Raw genomic sequence first — 17,461 nt, forward strand, 5'->3', positions numbered from 1 at the left:
GCCGAAAGCACCATCGAGATGGAAGTGGACGGCAAAGACATCACTGCCACGGCCGAAGGGGATGGCCCTGTGGATGCATCGTTCAAAGCCATCCGCGAAATCCACCCCAACGCCGCCCGTTTGCAACTCTATCAGGTGAGCGCCGTGACCGAGGGCACCGACGCGCAGGCCACTGTGTCCGTGCGTCTGGAAGAAGATGGCGTGATCGCCACCGGCCAGTCGGCCAACACTGACACGGTTGTCGCCTCGGCCAAGGCTTACGTCCACGCGCTCAACCGTCTTCTAGTACGCCGCGACAAAGTGGGTGAAGGCGCAGACGCCAAAGAGGTGTCTTATAAAGATCTCGCTTAAATGAATGGAAGGCTGTCCCAGATTGGGGCAGCCTTTTTGCCTAAGAGCAAAAGCCCCTGAAACAATAGCATCTTGACGGACAAATCCTGGCGTTCACTCGTAGCCGCCGAAATCTTCACCGGGCTTGATATTTGGGTATTCCACCATGCTGGCCGTTAGGTCGCCAAGAATACGTGTAACCGGTGTCATAACCCAAGCGTGCGAAAACCCTTCATTCCCCCAAAGCTCAAACTGTTCCGCCGGGTCTTCCTTGATGTTGTACACCTGAGGAAATGTATGCTGCTTAATCTCCGCGAATGTACTTTCTGCCGTAAAGAAATGCACCTTCATATCGCGCCACTTCACCGCGAAGACGTTATCACCAACGAATGTCACAACGTGCTCTCGGTTCGAGGTGGTTTGTTCGCCAAGAAAGAAAGCGCTTTGATCAATGCCATCGATTGGTCGGTCCGAAGGAATGCGATCCGCCTCACCTACAAGGGTCGCAAGCGTTGGATACATGTCTAAAACTGAAACGATCTCGTTCGAAACCGCACCCGCTGGAACTCGGTCTGGCCATCGTATCATAGCGGGTGTCCGCAGGCCGCCTTCAAAACCTGTGCTTAGCCCGCCGCGCCAAGGTCCAGTTGATCCACCGACTTCTCCCGTCGCATATCCCCCCCGTTGCGGTAGGGTGCCGGGTCCATTGTCCCCCGTCAGAATGACAACCGTGTCTTTTGTTGCGCCTGAGGCATCTAGAGCATCGAGGATGCGCCCAATGTTGTGATCAACCTCGTGTTTGATGTCTGAGTAAATACCGGCGTCGGAAACACCTGCAAAGTCGGGATGAATAACCCAAGGCGGGTGGAATTGCGTAAAGCCGACATAAAGGAAAAAGGGCTTTTCGTCATCGGCGCGGTGTTGGATGTAGCTGACAGCGCGGTCCGTGATATTGCGATCAAAGGTTGTCTTTCCAGATACATCATAAAGGTCAGTTTCATAAGACGGTGCGCCCTTCTCACCCTCCCAGAAGTGCGGAACAGCTGCGACCTCCGGATCAAACTCCGGCGTGGCTGTGTACGCCGCAGCGTTGGAACCTTCGTTAATGCCCCACCACTCATCATATCCCTGATCGTTGGGATGCCGTCCGACTTGTGCGCCGATGTGCCATTTGCCGAATAGAGCGGTTCGATAGCCAGCATCGGAAAGGAGTTCGGCAATGGTGTATTCCCAAGGCGCGAGGCCATCGGGTTCACCGGGCGCGGCCACCTTCTGGGTGCCGCTGCGGATAGGAAGACGCCCTGTATGTATGGCCGAACGCGTTGGAGTGCATTGGTTTTCGATATTGAAATTGAGAAATCGCATACCTTCAGCGGCAAACGCATCAATCTCAGGTGTTGGAACCGTGCTTCCTTGCAAGCCAATGTCACCCCAACCCCAGTTATCAACCAAAAGGTAAACGATGTTTGGGCGCTCAACTTCTGCGTGGGAAACGCTTGCAAAGGCAAGGAGCGCCACTGCAACAAGCGCGGGAAAATTCTTGATGCTGTGTCTCATAATCCGAGGCCCAATCAGTTACATGCTAGCTCATACACTACGTGTGTTTCTGTTTTAGGCAACCTCGTGAGATTGAACTAAAAGATATAGAAAAAACGACCGCTATGGGCACTAGACTGCCCTTTCCTAGCTCCACCACGTCGTCTCATTTCACTTAAACCCGCCCCAGATCCTCCAAGATCGGACAATCCGGCCGCCCGTCGCCTGCACAGTGTGCCACCAGATGGCTCAACGTGCCGCGCATTGCCTGCAAATCCGCAATCTTTCGGTCGATCTCGGTCAGGTTCTTCTGCGCCACCCGCTTCACGTCCGCACTGGCCCGCCCTTGATCCTCGTAAAGCGCCATCAACGTCCGGCAGTCCTCAATCGAAAACCCAAGCCCCCGTGCACGGCCCAGAAACACCAGTTTGTGCTGATCCTTCTCGCTAAAGCTGCGGTAGCCATTGTCGCCCCGCGCCGGGGTCACAAAGCCGATGTCCTCGTAGTAGCGAATGGTTTTCGCCGGCAGGCCGGTGTTCTTGGACACTTCCCCGATATTCATCACACACCTTCTTTCTTGCTGGCCTGAAAGGCTGGCTGGATGCGCCGCAAGCGCAGCGCATTGGACAGGACAAACACGCTCGACAGCGCCATCGCTCCTGCGCCCAGCATTGGCGACAGGGCAGGCCCACCAAACGGCACCAGTATGCCTGCCGCCACCGGAATGAGCGCGACGTTGTAACCAAACGCCCAGAACAGGTTCTCTTTGATATTGCGCATCACTTTACGGCTCAAATCAAGTCCGGTCACCACGCCACCCACGTCGCCCGCCATCAGCACCACGTCCGCCGCTTCAATCGCCACATCCGTGCCGGTGCCAATGGCGATGCCCACATCCGCCGCCGCCAAGGCCGGAGCGTCGTTGATGCCATCGCCGACAAAAGCCACTTTGCCCACGGTGTCACGCAACTGCTCCAGCGCAGCAACCTTACCGTCCGGTAAGACCTCTGCGACCACATGGTCCACACCCAGCTCCCGCGCCAAGGCCCGTGCCGTGCGCTCCGTATCCCCGGAAATCATCGCCACGGTTTTTCCCAATCCATGCAGGGCTTTGATCGCCGCAGCTGAAGTGGGTTTTACCGCATCCGCCACTGCAACCGCCGCGGCCAACTGACCATTCACCGCTACATAGATCGGAGTCTTGCCTGCCTCGGCAAACCCCTGTGCGCGCGCCACCAGACCACTTACCGGCACCTCCAACGCCTGCATCAACCGCGCGGCGCCCACTGCCACTTGTGCACCGTCCACAGTGCCGATCAGCCCATGCCCAACCCGCACCTCAAGGTCGGCACAGGCCACTACATCCAGCCCGCGCATATCAGCCTCAGCCACCATCGCGCGGGCCAACGGATGTTCAGATTGCGCCTCCACCGAGGCCACCTGCGCCAGCACCACTTCCTCGTTAAAACCCTCGGCCAAAACCACATCGGTCACCGACGGCGCCCCTTGGGTCAGCGTGCCGGTCTTATCAAACGCCACCACGTCGCAATCCTGCAACCCTTGCAGCGCGTCGCCTTTTCGGAACAGCACGCCCAACTGCGCCGCGCGTCCGGTGCCCACCATAATCGAGGTTGGCGTGGCCAATCCCATGGCACAAGGGCAAGCAATGATCAGCACGGCCACCGCCGCCACCAACGCATAGCCCAAGCGCGGCTCCGGCCCGACCAGCATCCAGACCACAAAGGTCGCCACCGCAATCGCCATCACCACCGGCACAAACACCGCCGTGATCCGATCCACCACGTTCTGGATCGGCAGTTTCGCCCCCTGCGCCTGACGCACCATATCGATGATCTGCGCCAGCATTGTATCACGCCCAACCTGCTCCGCCTCAAAGCGCAGCACACCGGCCCCATTCACTGTGCCCGCAATCACCGCATCGCCTGCGGTTTTCTCCACCGGCACCGGCTCACCTGAGATCATCGCCTCGTCGACAAAGGAGCTGCCATCCCGCACACGCCCATCCACGGCCACCCGCTCGCCGGGCCGCAGAACCAGCACATCCCCCACAGCAACCTCTTCAATCGACAGCTCGACAACCTCGCCTTTGCGCTCCACCCGCGCCACGCGTGGCTGAAGCCCCACAAGCGCCTGAATGGCCGCTCCCGTGCGCCCCTTGGCGCGCGCCTCCATCCAGCGCCCCGCCAGGATCAAGACTACAATCACCGCCGCAGCTTCATAATAGACGTTGGCCGTACCCGCAGGCAGCAGCTCCGGCGCAAACGTCGACATCACAGAAAACAGATACGCCGCCCCAGTGCCCAACGCGACCAGAGAATTCATCTCCGGCGCGCCTTTCAAAAGCGCAGGAATACCTTTGGCGTAAAACTCCCGCCCAGGCCCAATCAGCAAGATCGAGGTCAGCACAAACTGGAATAGATAACTGTTCTGCATCCCCACATTGGCCATCAGCCAATGATGAAACGCTGGCACCATATGTCCGCCCATCTCGATGCAGAACACGGGAAAGGCCAATACCGCCGCCAGCAGCACCCGCCGCTTGGCCGCTTTGGCCTCTACCTCTTTCCGATCCGTGATGTCTTCCGGCACGCCGTCCTCCGGCACCCGCGCCGGATAGCCCGCCCGCGTGCTTAACGCGGCAATCTGGTTGGCCGTGATCGCCCCTTCCAAGTAGCGGACTGTCGCGCTCTCACTGGCAAAATTGATCTCCGCCGACAGAACACCCTCGCCCGCCGCCATCGCCGTCTCCGCGCGGCGCACACAGCCCGCACAGGTCATCCCGCCGACATCCAGCGTCACCGTGGCCTCCCGCGCCGGATAGCCCGCCGACTTCAACGCTGCAATCACGCCATCGCGCACGGTGTCGTCCTCAAACGCCACCCGCGCCGAGGTATCCGCAAGGTTCACGCTCGCGTCCTGCACCCCGTCCACAGCGGCCATTGCCTTCTGCGCGCGGTTCACGCACCCCGCACAGCTCAGCCCGTCCAACTGGAAATTCAACACATGTGCCGTCATCGACTCGTCTCGCTTAAAATTCTCGTTCGACTACATCACATAAAGGTTCCAGTCACGGGAGGGTCAAGCTCTCACCCACATTTTTCTCACCTCGCGTCCAATTACCCCCCAACTCACTGTTTATATGTCACTTTCTTCATAACCCTCCACCTCTACCAACCACACAACACCGAAAAAATCACCCCCAAGGCAAATTCTAGTTTGATCCTCAAATTAATTTGAGGCACAAATTAAGTGTGAATACCTGAGGAGGAGTCGCCATGTTTGTGGGAATTGATCTCGGCACGTCTGGAGTACGTGCCCTGCTGATTGACGCGTCCCAACGTGTGATTGGCGCAAAAGAAGCCGCTGTGGACACGGCCCGTCCGCACACCGGTTGGAGTGAACAGCTGCAATCCAATTGGATCACCGCCACCAAAGCGGTCTTTGCTGAACTGAAAGCCGATCACCCCGCCGAAGTTTCCGCCATCCAAGGCATTGGCGTGTCCGGCCATATGCATGGCGCCAACCTGCTCGACAATAATGGCACCCCATTGCGCCCCTGCATGATGTGGAATGACACCCGCTCCGCCACGCAAGCCGCCAAGCTCGACGTCACTGACCAAGTACGTGACCTCTCTGGCAACATTGTCTTCCCAGGCTTCACCGCTCCCAAAGTGGCTTGGGTTGCTGAGAATGAACCAGACACTTTTGCCAAAACTGCCAGAATCTTGCTGCCCAAAGACTTTCTGAACTTTTGGCTCACTGGCGTCTACGCCTCCGACATGTCCGATTCCGCCGGCACCAGCTGGCTCGACGTCGGCGCACGCGACTGGTCCGAAACGCTGCTCACCGCCTCCGGCATGCGCCGCGATCAGATGCCCGACCTGTTTGAGGGATCTGAGGCCATTGGCACCGTGCGCGATGACATCGCAGCCGAACTGGGCCTGCCCAAAGGCGTGATTGTCGCCGCAGGTGCAGGAGACAACGCCGCCGCCGCTTGCGGCATTGGCGCGCTGAACGAGGGCGACGGATTTGTCTCTCTAGGCACTTCCGGCGTACTGCTTACTGGCCGTGGCGCCTACGCGCCCAAGCCAGAAAGTGCAGTGCACACCTTTTGCCATGCGATCCCGAACCGCTGGTATCAGATGGGGGTGATCCTTGCAGCCACCGACAGCCTCAACTGGCTCTCGCGCAATCTACAAGAGACGCCGGCCAACTTGACCAAACTCCTGGGCGACAGCATCAACGGCCCCGGCACCATGCGCTTCTTGCCCTACCTATCGGGCGAGCGCACCCCGCACAATGACGCCACCATGCGCGGCGCTTTCTTGAACATCGACATAGACGCGGGCCACGCCGCCCTCACCCAAGCGGTGCTGGAGGGTGTCAGCTTTGCCCTGCGCGACAACCTCGAAGCGTTAAAATCCACCGGTGCGCAACTCGAGAGCCTCATCGCCATCGGCGGTGGCAGCCAGTCGCCCTATTGGGTCGAGCTCATCGCCACGCTGCTTGATCTGCCAATCTCCCTGCCCAAAGCAGGCGAATTTGGCGCAGCCCTCGGCGCCGCCCGCTTGGCGATCTGCGCTGCCACCAACACCGATCCTGAGGCCGTCATGACCCGGCCCGAGATCGCCACAATCGTTTCCCCCCGCAGTGATCTGCGCGACGCATACAAGGACGCTTATGCGAACTTCGTCACTCTGTACCCCGGCATAAAGGCCCTGACACAATGACCGATTTCTTCAAAAACATCGCCCCCGCCCAATATGAAGGGCCGGACAGCACCAACCCGATGGCCTTCCACCACTACAACCCCGATGAGGTTGTCATGAGCAAACGCATGGAAGACCACCTGCGCTTTGCCGTCGCTTATTGGCACAGCTTTGCCTGGGAAGGCGGTGACCCGTTTGGCGGTCAAACCTTTGAGCGCCCGTGGCACCCACAGACCCGCATGGACATGGCCAAAGTGAAGGCTGACGCCGCATTCGAGATGTTCGACATCCTCGGCCAACCCTATTTCTGCTGGCACGATGCGGACATCCGCCCCGAAGGTGACAGCTTTGCTGAAAGCTTGAAGAACTTCGAAGAGATGATTGAATACTTTGAAGAAAAAATGAGCACCCGCCAAATCAAACTGCTCTGGGGCACCGCCAATATGTTCAGCCACCGTCGCTGGATGTCGGGCGCCTCCACCAATCCTGATCCGGAGGTCTTTGCCTACTCCGCCGCCACAGTAAAAACTTGCATGGACGCCACCATGAAGCTGGACGGCGAGAACTACGTGCTCTGGGGGGGGCGCGAAGGTTACGAGACTTTGCTCAATACCGACATGGGCCGCGAGCTGGATAACATGGGTCGATTCCTCCACATGGTGGTGGATTACAAACACAAAATTGGCTTCAAAGGCAGCATCTTGGTTGAGCCCAAGCCACAGGAGCCGTCCAAGCACCAATATGATTTTGACGCCGCCACCTGCTATGGTTTCTTAAAAAAGTACGGCTTGGAAAACGAGGTCAAACTCAACCTCGAGCAAGGCCACGCCGTTCTCGCCGGGCACAGCTTTGAACATGAGATCGCCACGGCTACGGCGCTTGGCGTGCTCGGCTCCATCGACATGAACCGCAACGATTATCAGTCCGGATGGGACACCGACCAGTTCCCCAACTCCGTGCCAGAAGTGGCGCTGGCCTACTACCACATCCTCAAAGACGGTGGCCTCAAAACCGGCGGCACCAATTTTGACGCCAAACTGCGCCGCCAATCGCTTGATGCCAAAGACCTGATCGCCGCCCACATCGGTGGCATGGATGTTTGCGCCCGAGGTTTGAAGGCCGCCGCCGCCATGATCGAGGACGGGGGCCTTGAGGATGCCCTTTCTGAGCGCTACGCCGGTTGGGACACCGACGCAGCCAAAGCCATGCTGGCTGGCGGTCTGGACGGCACTTTTGAGGACGTGATGAGCGGTAAGATCAACCCGGCGCCCAAATCCGGCCGTCAGGAGATTTTGGAAAACTACGTGAACCGCTTTGTGTAATATCTTGTTTCAAAACCGTTATTGAGCCAAGATATACCGGCCCTTCGCGCATATTCTCCTGCGCGGAGGGCTTTTCTAAATGAAAGATTTGCCATGCGCCCTTTGATGCTCACAGCCGCTTTCCTGCCTGCAATTGCCAGCGCCTCGCCGCTGCCCAAGGCGGACGCCATTTTCCCGGCGCAAGATGTGACAGAAGTCGAGCTGGGTTGGCAGCTGTTTTACGATCCCATCCTGTCCGGCAACCGCACCGTTGCTTGCGCCACCTGTCATCACCCGGACTTGGGCACCTCCGACGGCGTCTCTTTGGGCCTTGGTGATGGGGCGAAGGGCCTCGGTTTGGAGCGAAAAATTGACGCCACCAACCCACCGGAAAAACGCATCCCCCGCAACGCCCCGGCCCTATGGAACCTCGGCGCCACCGAATTCACCGTTTTCTTCCACGATGGCCGTCTGGAAGACGACCCCACCCGCCCCTCCGGCATCCGCACCCCTTTGGGCGGCGAGATGGAGACGGGTTTTGACAACGCCCTCGCCGCCCAAGCCATGTTCCCCGTGCTCTCAGGTGACGAGATGGCCGGACACTACTCTGAGAATGACGTCAGCCAAGCGGTGCGCCTAGGTCAGCTCACCGGCCCCGGCGGCGCTTGGGACATCCTTGCAAAACGCATAGAATCCATCCCCGCCTATCGCACAGCCTTCGACAACGTCATCGGCACAGAGGAACCGATCAAATTCCACCACATCGCCAACGCGCTTGCTGCCTTCATCACTTTCGAATGGCGCGCCGACACCTCGGCCTTTGACGCCTACCTGCGCGATGGCACACCCCTCGAACAAAATGCGGCCGCCGGCATGGATCTCTTCTATGGCAAAGCTAAATGCGGCAACTGCCATTCTGGCCAATTCCAGACCGACCACGGTTTTCACGCCATCGCGCTCCCGCAAATTGGCCCCGGCAAAGCTGCCCCCTTTGAGCGCCACAACCGCGACGTTGGCCGAGGCCGCGTCACCGGCCACGAGGAAGACTTCTACCGCTTTCGCACGCCAAGCCTGCGCAACATCACACAGACCGGTCCATATGGGCACAACGGCGCCTACACCTCGCTTGAATCTATGGTGCGTCACCACCTCGACCCGGTAGGTTCTCTTCGTGCCTATGTTGAAGCCAACGCCACCTACTCAGACGGGGAATTTAATACTGATTTCAAATTGATGCGCGACGATCCTGAAGTGATAGAAATCGCCGCATCCAATGAGCTTCCCCCAATTGATCTCACCGATTTGGAGGTCGCGCAAATCCTCGGTTTCCTCGAAAGTCTTACGGATTATGACGCCATCCAGGGCCGCCTCGGCGTGCCAGAAAGCGTGCCCTCCGGCCTGCCTGTGGATCAACTTTCCAACTGATCTCTGCCATACCTCAATACTCTGACAACACGGTCACCGGGCCTTCTGACCACACCCGCCAACTGCCGTTCACCGGCACTTCGATCCAATCACCCAGCGAGCCATCCGGCCACTTGATCCGCACCTCAACGAGCTCGGCCTCGCCCAGCCCAAAATACTGCGGCGCGGACATACCACCGGCATGACCACCTCCTACGGTGATCTCTCGCCAATACACCCGCTCACCAACCCTCACCTCAATGAACGCGCCCACGGCCTGACTGTTGGCATCCTTGCCCATCAGTGTCAGCGCCACCCAATTGCCGGTTCCCTCGCTGACGTTTTGGTAGACTTCCATTGGCGCGCGCCGGTTTACCACCGTCAGGTCAAGCAACCCATCGTGGTTCAAATCCACCAACGCCGCCCCACGGCTGCGCGCCAATGTGGCAATCCCCGCCACGTCCCCCTGCTCGACAAACGTGCCGTCCTCCTGCTGCATCAACAGATTGTTGGGATCTTCCATCGCCGCGCCAGGCATCTGCTGCACGTTGCCCTTGGATATGAACACATCGTCCAGCCCGTCGTTGTCCACATCACCAAAACTGATGTGCCAACCGGTTGAGGGCCGCCCGTCGCCACCGGTGTAGGGCCGATGCGCCGAGGTGCCCATCTCGTATGGCACGTCCTCAAACGTCGGGGCCTCTGCGCTGACACGTTTCATCAACCGCTGATCCCCCATCGACGACAAAAACACTTCACTCTTGCCATCAAAATCCAGATCGCGCTGTGCAATGCCCATACCCCACAGCATATGTGTGGCCCAACCGTCCTTTTCGCCATAAAGCCGCGGCGTGTCTTCCATCGCCCAAAGCTGCTCCGCTCCACCTTTCACATAGTAGTGCCGATCGTTGCTCATCCGCAGATCAGCTTGTCCCAAACGGCCCCAGTCAGAAAACAGGATCGACAGCGGGCAGAACCCCGGCGTCAACGTGCTTTTGACGTAGCCAGCACCTTCTGGCCGGAACAGATCATTGTCGTCACAGGCCTCAAACGGCCCCTCGGGATCGTCGCGGTCCACATAATTGCCAAACGCCAAAGTTGGCGGCGCATCCTGCCGCTCCCACGTGGCCGAAAACGCCGTGGTCCAGCCATCGCCCCGGTCAAAGCCTGGCACCTCCATCGGCTCAAAACTGCACTCTGCACCGCCCTTCAGCAGCAAGTTTTCACCAACCCGCAAGACCACCAGGTCCAGCCAGCCGTCGCCATCAATATCGAGTGGATAAAATCCCGTGGTGCCGGGCACCATCAACGCGTCCGGCGTTCCTTCCTCAAGCGCAATCGCCCCGCGATGAAGACTCCGATTGCGCAACAACACCGGCGGGTTTTCCCCACCCGCCGCCACCAGTTCCGGCAGCCCGTCGCCGTTGCAATCAAACGCTGCGACACCGCCGCCAACATAAAACTCCCAACCGCCGTCATAAACGTGCTCAACCACCTCCACCGGCGCAAAGCGCACCTCCGCCTGCGCGGTACCAACCGCCGCAATCATCAGTGCGGTGAAACCGCTAAGCCGCATTGTCTGCCAACTCCACAAGTGCGTTTTCAGATACGTTTTCAAGTGCATAGGCCGCTGCGCCGCGTGCCCACATCAGGTTGCCCCATTTGTGCACCACAACCTCAGGCGGGGCTTTGTCGACCTGCACAATCAGCTTGCGCATGCCTTCAATGACCTCCTCCGCATAGAGATGACTGGCCTGCATTTGCTCGCCCGCCAAAATAATCAGTTCCGGATCAAAAATGTTCACGATATTGGCCAAGCCCATGGCAAACATGCGCCCCGCCCGCGTCACAATCGACGCCGCAACTGCGTCGCCATTTTTCGCAGTGCGCAAAATGTCTTCTACCTGACGCTCCGCAGCTTCCCCGCTGGCCTGCATCGCTTCGCGCGTCAGCGCATAATCCGCCACATAAGCTTCAAGACAGCCCCGCTGACCACAGCGACACAATGCGCCCTCCAGCTGCACTTTGGTGTGTCCAAATTCAGCGCCACAGCCCCGCGTGCCGCGGTAAATCTCATCATTGATCACAATGCCCATGCCAACGCCGCTCTCGATGGTCACAACGATAAAATCATTGTGCCCTTGCCCAAGACCAAAGCTCTTCTCCGCCATGGCAACAAGGTTGGCGTCATTGTCCAAAAACACCGGAATGCCCAGCACCTGCTCCAGAACGTCACCAAACTGCACGTTGCGACTTGTCAGCGACGGCGACCAATGCACAAACCCGCGCGGCGCATCGACAACTCCGGCAATCCCAAGACCAAACCCCGCCACATCCTGGCGCGACAGGCCAACTTTCTGGGCCAGTGTTTCCACCAAACCCGCCAGAACCTGCGCCATCTCAGCAGCCGGCAAAACTGCTGTTTCAAGGTCCGCCTCATGATCCGCCAGTTGTACGCCTTCAAAATCAAGCAGCACCAACGACACCGTTTTGTTGGAAATCTTCGCCCCTGCGATTAAGCGTGCGGCGCCGCGAATCTTTAGGTCCACCTTAGGTCGACCCCGCTTCGAATCTTTCGCCTCTGAGTCGCTGCTAACCTCTTCAATCAACCCTTCACGTAAAAGCTCCGCTGTGATTGTCGTCACGGTTGCGCGGCTGATTCCCGTCAGCTCGCTCAGAACAATACGTGGCACCCGTTGCTGCCTGCGAATTTCATTCAACAGCTTACGCCGCCCAAATTCTCTTTGATTCACAGACATATACTCATTTCCTTCTTCACCGAACGCGGCCTGAAATCAAGACACAAACGGCCCTGAACCGGCGTCAAACCATGCCGAGGTTTGGGCGCTCAATGCAAGGTTAGCTTATTTAATTTGATTTACAAATTTATTACGCTACGATTGAGACCACCAGTCACAGCCGACTCACTTCGGCCAAAGACTGGGACGAACATTTGGGAGGACACCATGAAACTTTTTGCATCTGCGACGGCTGTTATCGCCGGCGCTATTATGAGCACCGCAGCATGGGCTGATGATCTGGTCATCGGCGTAAGCTGGTCCAACTTTCAGGAAGAGCGCTGGAAAACCGACGAAGCCGCGATCAAAGGCGCGCTGGACGCCGCTGGCGCCAAGTATATCTCTGCTGACGCGCAGAGCTCCTCTGCCAAGCAGCTTTCTGACATCGAAAGCCTGATCGCTCAGGGCGCCGATGCGCTGATCATTCTGGCACAAGACGCCTCTTCCGTGGGGCCAGCCGTTCAGGCTGCTGCCGATGAAGAGATTCCGGTGATTGCCTACGACCGCCTGATCGAAGACAGCCGCGCGTTCTACCTGACTTTTGACAACGTCGAAGTGGGCCGCATGCAGGCGCGTGCCGTTCTGGAAGCCATGCCAAAAGGCAACTACGTGATGATCAAAGGCTCGCCCACCGATCCAAACGCGGACTTCCTGCGCGGTGGCCAGCAAGAGATCATTCAAGCCGCCATCGACAGCGGTGACATCAAGATTGTCGGCGAAGCTTACACCGACGGCTGGGTGCCAGCCAACGCCCAGCGCAACATGGAACAAATCCTGACGGCTGCGGACAACAAAGTTGACGCCGTGATCGCCTCCAATGACGGCACCGCCGGTGGTGTTGTAGCTGCGCTGACCGCACAGGGCATGGAAGGTATTCCAGTGTCTGGTCAAGACGGTGATCACGCCGCGCTGAACCGTGTGGCGATGGGCACTCAGACTGTATCTGTCTGGAAAGACGCGCGTGCGCTCGGCACCGCAGCGGGTGAAATCGCTGTGGCTTTGGCGTCTGGCAACGCGGTGGACGGCTCTGCTGAATGGACGTCCCCTGCGGGCACCACGCTGAACTCCATGTTCTTGGCACCTGTGCCTGTGACAGCAGACAACCTGAACACAGTTCTGGACGCTGGCTGGATCGAAAAAGACGTGCTCTGTGCTGGATCTTCCAACACAGCTTGTCAATAAACACCCCTGCCCTTCCGCCATTGGCGGAGGGGCACCCAATTTCCCCCACTCCCCTAAGATTTGACCACCTTTGACTGGCGCGGCCTCAACTGCGCAGACTGGAAAAGGTGTCTCAATCCGCGCGAACCAAAAAGGGACCGCACAATGCAAAATCAAGCCAAAACTCTGATCAACAAGCTGGGGCTCGACCCGCGCCTGCTTGGCATGATCGGTGCGCTTGTGGTGATCTGGATCGTCTTTGGTGTGTTTACCGACGGCCGCTTCCTTTCACCCCGGAATTTCTTCAACGTCTCGGTTCAATCCGCCTCCGTTGCCGTGATGGCAACAGGCATGGTCTTTGTGATCGTGACGCGCAACATTGACCTCTCTGTTGGTTCGCTTCTGGGCTTTATCGGCATGAGTGTGGCCGCACTACAGGTTCAGGTACTCCCCGACGTCTTGGGCCTCGGTCACTGGTCGATTTGGATCATCTCCGTCTTTGCCGCGATCCTGATGGGCGCTGCACTTGGTGCATTCCAGGGCTGGGTCATCGGTTACCTCACCGTGCCCGCGTTCATCGTGACCCTCGGCGGTTTCCTTGTCTATCGCGGTGCCATGTGGTGGGTCACCAAAGGCCAAACCCAAGCCCCTCTGGACCCGACGTTCCGCCTCTTGGGCGGCGGTGCCGAAGGCACATTGGGCGAGACGCTCAGCTGGGCATTTGGCATCATTGCCGCATTGGTCGCAGTGGGCTTCATGCTGCTCAGCCGCCGCAACAAGGCCTCCCATGGTTTCTCCGTAAAACCCGCCTGGGCAGAAGGCATGCTTATGGCCATCGCTGCTGGCGGCATCCTGCTGTTTGTCTCGATCATGAACAGCTACCCCATTCCCAAAGGCGCGATGAAACGCATCACCAAGGCCCAAGGCATTGAATATACAGACGGCATGGTTTGGAACCACGGTGTTGCCATTCCGGTTGTGATCCTGCTGGCGGTGGCCATCATCATGACCATCATCGCCCGCCGCACCCGTTTTGGCCGTTACGTCTACGCCACTGGCGGCAATCCAGAAGCGGCGGAACTCTCCGGCATCAATACCCGCTTTCTGACCGTGAAAATTTTCGCCCTGATGGGCGCTCTGACCGGCATCGCTTCGATCATCGCCTCTGCCCGCCTCAACGCAGTGGACGTGGGGCTTGGCACGCTGGATGAGCTGCGCGTGATTGCTGCTGCTGTCATTGGCGGTACCGCTCTCTCCGGTGGCGCTGGCACCATCTACGGCGCGGTGATTGGTGCGCTGATCATGCAGTCGCTGCAATCTGGCATGGCCTCTGTTGGCGTCGACGCTCCGCTGCAAAACATCGTTGTCGGTGTGGTTCTGGTCTTCGCGGTCTGGGTCGACATCGTCTACCGCCGCCGCACAGGCGCGTAAGGAGTATCATTATGGACAAGCAAACCCCTCTCGTGGAAATGCGCGACATCCACATCTCCTTTGGTGGGATCAAAGCGGTGGACCATGTCTCCGTTGATCTGATGCCGGGCGAAGTGGTTGGCCTTCTGGGCCACAATGGCGCGGGCAAATCCACGCTGATCAAAATCCTCTCCGGCGCCTATCAGGGTGACGGCGGTGAGATCTACATCAACGGCGAAAAGGCCGAGATTCACAATCCCCGCGACGCGCGCAAGTACAACATCGAGACCATCTACCAGACCCTTGCGCTGGCCGATAACCTCGATGCCGCGTCCAACCTCTTCTTAGGCCGGGAACTCACCACCCCTTTGGGCACCGTGAACGACGATGCAATGGAGGCCGAAACCCGCAAGATCATGGGCAAGCTCAACCCGAACTTTCAAAAGTTCGCGGAACCAGTCTCTGCCCTTTCGGGAGGTCAGCGCCAATCGGTGGCCATTGCCCGCGCGGTCTACTTTGACGCCAAGATCCTGATCATGGACGAACCCACCGCCGCACTAGGTCCACATGAGACCCAAATGGTCTCCGAGCTCATTCAACAGCTCAAGGCCCAGGGCATCGGCATTTTCCTGATCAGCCACGACATCCACGATGTCATGGAACTCTGTGATCGCGCCTCTGTGATGAAGAACGGCCAACTGGTTGGCACTGTGGATGTGAACGACGTCACCGACGACGATTTGCTGAGCATGATCATCCTCGGCAAAAAGCCCGAAGGCGTATCTGTTCAAACCTGATTTAATTCGCTAGACGAACCAACGAATTGACTCGGAAGAAGAAAGTTGCGGTTTATGACGTACTTAGTAGGTGACATCGGTGGCACAAACACACGCTTGGCTCTGGCGGATGCTTCAGGCGTGCGCATTGAAAGTGTGATGCGCGCCTCCAATGATGACTACAAAAGCTTTGACGCCGTGCTCGCAGCTTATCTTGCAAAAACCACCCCCGGCGACCTCGCCGGGGTGTGCATCGCCATCGCCGGACCTGTGCATTCCGGCGAAGGTGAATTGACCAACCGCGACTGGTTCCTCAGTGTGGAAAACCTGCGCACCCAAACCGGCGCGCCCCATGCGGAGTTGATCAATGATCTCTCGGCTCTGGGCTACGCGCTGGCCCGCATTTCCACCGATCCGGTCTGCGGCACCAAACACGAGCCGACCAATGGGCAAGCCTTGGTGGCAGGCATGGGCACCGGTTTCAACGTCAGCCCCACCCGCCGAAACGCACGAGGTGGTTTGACCGCCATGGAGGCTGAATTGGGGCACGCTGAGTTGCCTTACTCCGTGGGCAAACTGCTACGCGATGAATTGGGCGACGGCGCGGACATTTTTGTCACCTATGAAGACTGCTTCTGCGGGCGCGGCCTGGAACGCCTGCATCAGGTGGTCAGCGGCCAACGCAAAGGCGGCAAAGAGATTGTCGACGGTTTTGCCAACGGCTGTACCGACGCCACGCGCACCGTACGCCTGTTTGCCCGCGCCTTAGGCCGCCTCACGCAAGCAATGATCCTGCAATATATGCCGCGTGACGGCGTGGCCTTTGCTGGCTCCGCCTCCAAAGGCGTGCTGACTTCCGCTGCACTCCCTGACTTCATGACAGAGCTCACCCGCGACGCCCATGACATTGTCGATCCGGAAACCTTCCCGATCAGCCTTATCACCGATGACGCCGCCGCGCTTGCAGGCTGTGTGCAATATCTGGAACAGACGTCCTAAGCCGCCGCCGGATTGACCTCATAGGCCTTTAGCTGCTGCCAAAACGCCTCCTGCGCGTCTGTCACGTCTTCCGTCTTGCGCACCGCACAGATATTCCACGTGATTGGCGCGCGGGTTTCAATGGCCTGCAGCCGTCCCAGCGCCAACATCTCTTCAAATGTGTCTTTCACCGCGCCAACAATAAACCCGTCCTGCGCAGCCAGTTGCGTGAGGAAATGGTAGTCGTCACTCTCAACTTGCGGCAGCGCTTTCACAATCTCTTCCGCCTCCGCATCCCCGCCCAGCGCCTTTATCAGCGTTGCACGCCAGTGTTTGTGCAGATGTGGCGAGGCAAACGGATACGAAAACACCTCTTTTAACGTCACCACACCGCGCTCATGGATCGGATGTCCCGGACGGGCTACAAACATCACCGGGCGTTTGGCGATCATCATGATCTCCACATTGTCCGCCTCCGGCGTATGGGTCAGATCCCCAATAAACATGTCAATTTCACCGTTCTGCAAACGCTCTAGCGGCGAAATCCGCGCGCTCACGTCCAACTGAAACCGCAGCATCGGACTCGCCTTCATCGCCTCACGCAACACTGGCTGGACCAACGCACGCGGCACCAAAGGCCCGCAACCAATCCGCAGCTGACGTCCCTCACCGGTGCGCAACAACTCCAGCTGCCGCGTAAACAGACCCAGGTCTTGCTCAAGTTTTCGCGCCAGTGGCAAAAATTCCTGCCCTGCGCGAGTCAACCTACAGTTGTTGCGACTGCGGTGAAACAAAACCACACCCGCCTGCTCCTCCGCCTGCTGGATGTAGCGGGACAACGAAGCATTGGAGACTCCCATTCGCCGCGCAGCCTCTTGAAAACTATTGGTTTCCGCCAAATGGAAAAATGCTTCGAGGGACGTTTCAGTGAGCATGCCTAGCCTCAATTTCAGTTCTTGGGCCTAGCTTTTCAAAACCTGAAACCAATGTAAACCTGCGTTGCCACTTTACGGGACACAACTCTACTTTGCGGCAGG

General features: G+C 58.4%; 14 protein-coding genes. 8 read left to right on the forward strand and 6 right to left on the reverse strand.

Annotation, left to right across the window (positions count from 1 at the left end; all coding sequences use genetic code 11):
- On the forward strand, positions 1-351 hold a 351-nt coding region (locus QZ517_RS09535; protein ID WP_294225748.1), incomplete at its 5' end, for an alpha-isopropylmalate synthase regulatory domain-containing protein.
- Positions 352-444: 93 nt separating this feature from the next.
- Here QZ517_RS09535 and QZ517_RS09540 read toward each other — a convergent pair.
- From QZ517_RS09540 to QZ517_RS09550, 3 genes are all read right to left on the reverse strand, one after another.
- A complete protein-coding gene (locus QZ517_RS09540) occupies positions 445-1,887 on the reverse strand; it encodes an arylsulfatase (protein ID WP_294225750.1) in 1,443 nt (480 codons plus the stop codon).
- Positions 1,888-2,041: 154 nt separating this feature from the next.
- Entirely contained in the window at positions 2,042-2,428 is a 387-nt protein-coding gene (cueR, locus tag QZ517_RS09545; RefSeq protein WP_294225753.1) for a Cu(I)-responsive transcriptional regulator, read from the reverse strand.
- Complete coding sequence (locus QZ517_RS09550; RefSeq protein ID WP_294225756.1) at positions 2,428-4,902, reverse strand: heavy metal translocating P-type ATPase; 2,475 nt, start codon at positions 4,900-4,902, stop codon at positions 2,428-2,430. Before QZ517_RS09550 ends, cueR begins: the two co-directional genes overlap by 1 nt.
- 260 nt (positions 4,903-5,162) lie before the next feature.
- On the opposite strand from QZ517_RS09550, the gene xylB reads away from it, so the two are divergent.
- From xylB to QZ517_RS09565, 3 genes are all read left to right on the forward strand, one after another.
- Positions 5,163-6,617, forward strand: coding sequence for a xylulokinase (gene xylB, locus QZ517_RS09555; protein WP_294225759.1), 1,455 nt, complete (start codon positions 5,163-5,165; stop codon positions 6,615-6,617).
- The gene (gene xylA, locus QZ517_RS09560; RefSeq protein WP_294225761.1) at positions 6,614-7,918 is read left to right on the forward strand and encodes a xylose isomerase; all 1,305 of its coding nucleotides are present in this window, start codon (positions 6,614-6,616) and stop codon (positions 7,916-7,918) included. Before xylB ends, xylA begins: the two co-directional genes overlap by 4 nt.
- A gap of 93 nt (positions 7,919-8,011) precedes the next feature.
- A complete protein-coding gene (locus QZ517_RS09565) occupies positions 8,012-9,322 on the forward strand; it encodes a cytochrome c peroxidase (protein WP_294225764.1) in 1,311 nt (436 codons plus the stop codon).
- Between the two features lie 13 nt (positions 9,323-9,335).
- Here the strand turns inward: QZ517_RS09565 and QZ517_RS09570 are convergent, their stop codons facing one another.
- Positions 9,336-10,877 carry a CRTAC1 family protein gene (locus tag QZ517_RS09570; RefSeq protein WP_294225767.1) on the reverse strand — a complete coding sequence of 514 codons (1,542 nt, stop codon included), beginning with the start codon at positions 10,875-10,877 and terminating at the stop codon, positions 9,336-9,338.
- Entirely contained in the window at positions 10,867-12,060 is a 1,194-nt protein-coding gene (locus tag QZ517_RS09575) for an ROK family transcriptional regulator (RefSeq protein WP_294225769.1), read from the reverse strand. Before QZ517_RS09575 ends, QZ517_RS09570 begins: the two co-directional genes overlap by 11 nt.
- Before the next feature lie 207 nt (positions 12,061-12,267).
- On the opposite strand from QZ517_RS09575, the gene xylF reads away from it, so the two are divergent.
- The 4 genes from xylF to QZ517_RS09595 all read left to right on the forward strand — a co-directional run bounded on the left by xylF (position 12,268) and on the right by QZ517_RS09595 (position 16,445).
- Entirely contained in the window at positions 12,268-13,281 is a 1,014-nt protein-coding gene (xylF, locus tag QZ517_RS09580) for a D-xylose ABC transporter substrate-binding protein (RefSeq protein WP_294225772.1), read from the forward strand.
- A 144-nt stretch (positions 13,282-13,425) separates the two neighbouring features.
- A complete protein-coding gene (locus QZ517_RS09585) occupies positions 13,426-14,691 on the forward strand; it encodes a sugar ABC transporter permease (protein WP_294225775.1) in 1,266 nt (421 codons plus the stop codon).
- Between the two features lie 11 nt (positions 14,692-14,702).
- Positions 14,703-15,467 carry an ATP-binding cassette domain-containing protein gene (locus tag QZ517_RS09590; RefSeq protein WP_294225778.1) on the forward strand — a complete coding sequence of 255 codons (765 nt, stop codon included), beginning with the start codon at positions 14,703-14,705 and terminating at the stop codon, positions 15,465-15,467.
- Positions 15,468-15,521: 54 nt separating this feature from the next.
- Positions 15,522-16,445 (forward strand): ROK family protein, encoded by a 924-nt coding sequence (locus QZ517_RS09595; protein WP_294225781.1) that lies wholly within the window; start codon positions 15,522-15,524, stop codon positions 16,443-16,445.
- Here QZ517_RS09595 and QZ517_RS09600 read toward each other — a convergent pair.
- Entirely contained in the window at positions 16,442-17,359 is a 918-nt protein-coding gene (locus QZ517_RS09600) for a LysR family transcriptional regulator (RefSeq protein WP_294225784.1), read from the reverse strand. The genes QZ517_RS09595 and QZ517_RS09600 overlap by 4 nt on opposite strands.
- Positions 17,360-17,461: the final 102 nt, after the last annotated feature.

This window comes from uncultured Shimia sp., from assembly GCF_913054185.1.
In the GTDB taxonomy this organism is placed as follows: domain Bacteria; phylum Pseudomonadota; class Alphaproteobacteria; order Rhodobacterales; family Rhodobacteraceae; genus Shimia.

Bases quoted from the DNA above. Each gene is read 5' to 3' on its own strand.
- QZ517_RS09540 (WP_294225750.1), bottom strand. From the start codon at position 1,887: ATGAGACACAGCATCAAGAATTTTCCCGCGCTTGTTGCAGTGGCGCTC.
- cueR (WP_294225753.1), bottom strand. From the start codon at position 2,428: ATGAATATCGGGGAAGTGTCCAAGAACACCGGCCTGCCGGCGAAAACC.
- QZ517_RS09550 (WP_294225756.1), bottom strand. From the start codon at position 4,902: ATGACGGCACATGTGTTGAATTTCCAGTTGGACGGGCTGAGCTGTGCG.
- xylB (WP_294225759.1), top strand. From the start codon at position 5,163: ATGTTTGTGGGAATTGATCTCGGCACGTCTGGAGTACGTGCCCTGCTG.
- xylA (WP_294225761.1), top strand. From the start codon at position 6,614: ATGACCGATTTCTTCAAAAACATCGCCCCCGCCCAATATGAAGGGCCG.
- QZ517_RS09565 (WP_294225764.1), top strand. From the start codon at position 8,012: ATGCGCCCTTTGATGCTCACAGCCGCTTTCCTGCCTGCAATTGCCAGC.
- QZ517_RS09570 (WP_294225767.1), bottom strand. From the start codon at position 10,877: ATGCGGCTTAGCGGTTTCACCGCACTGATGATTGCGGCGGTTGGTACC.
- QZ517_RS09575 (WP_294225769.1), bottom strand. From the start codon at position 12,060: ATGTCTGTGAATCAAAGAGAATTTGGGCGGCGTAAGCTGTTGAATGAA.
- xylF (WP_294225772.1), top strand. From the start codon at position 12,268: ATGAAACTTTTTGCATCTGCGACGGCTGTTATCGCCGGCGCTATTATG.
- QZ517_RS09585 (WP_294225775.1), top strand. From the start codon at position 13,426: ATGCAAAATCAAGCCAAAACTCTGATCAACAAGCTGGGGCTCGACCCG.
- QZ517_RS09590 (WP_294225778.1), top strand. From the start codon at position 14,703: ATGGACAAGCAAACCCCTCTCGTGGAAATGCGCGACATCCACATCTCC.
- QZ517_RS09595 (WP_294225781.1), top strand. From the start codon at position 15,522: ATGACGTACTTAGTAGGTGACATCGGTGGCACAAACACACGCTTGGCT.
- QZ517_RS09600 (WP_294225784.1), bottom strand. From the start codon at position 17,359: ATGCTCACTGAAACGTCCCTCGAAGCATTTTTCCATTTGGCGGAAACC.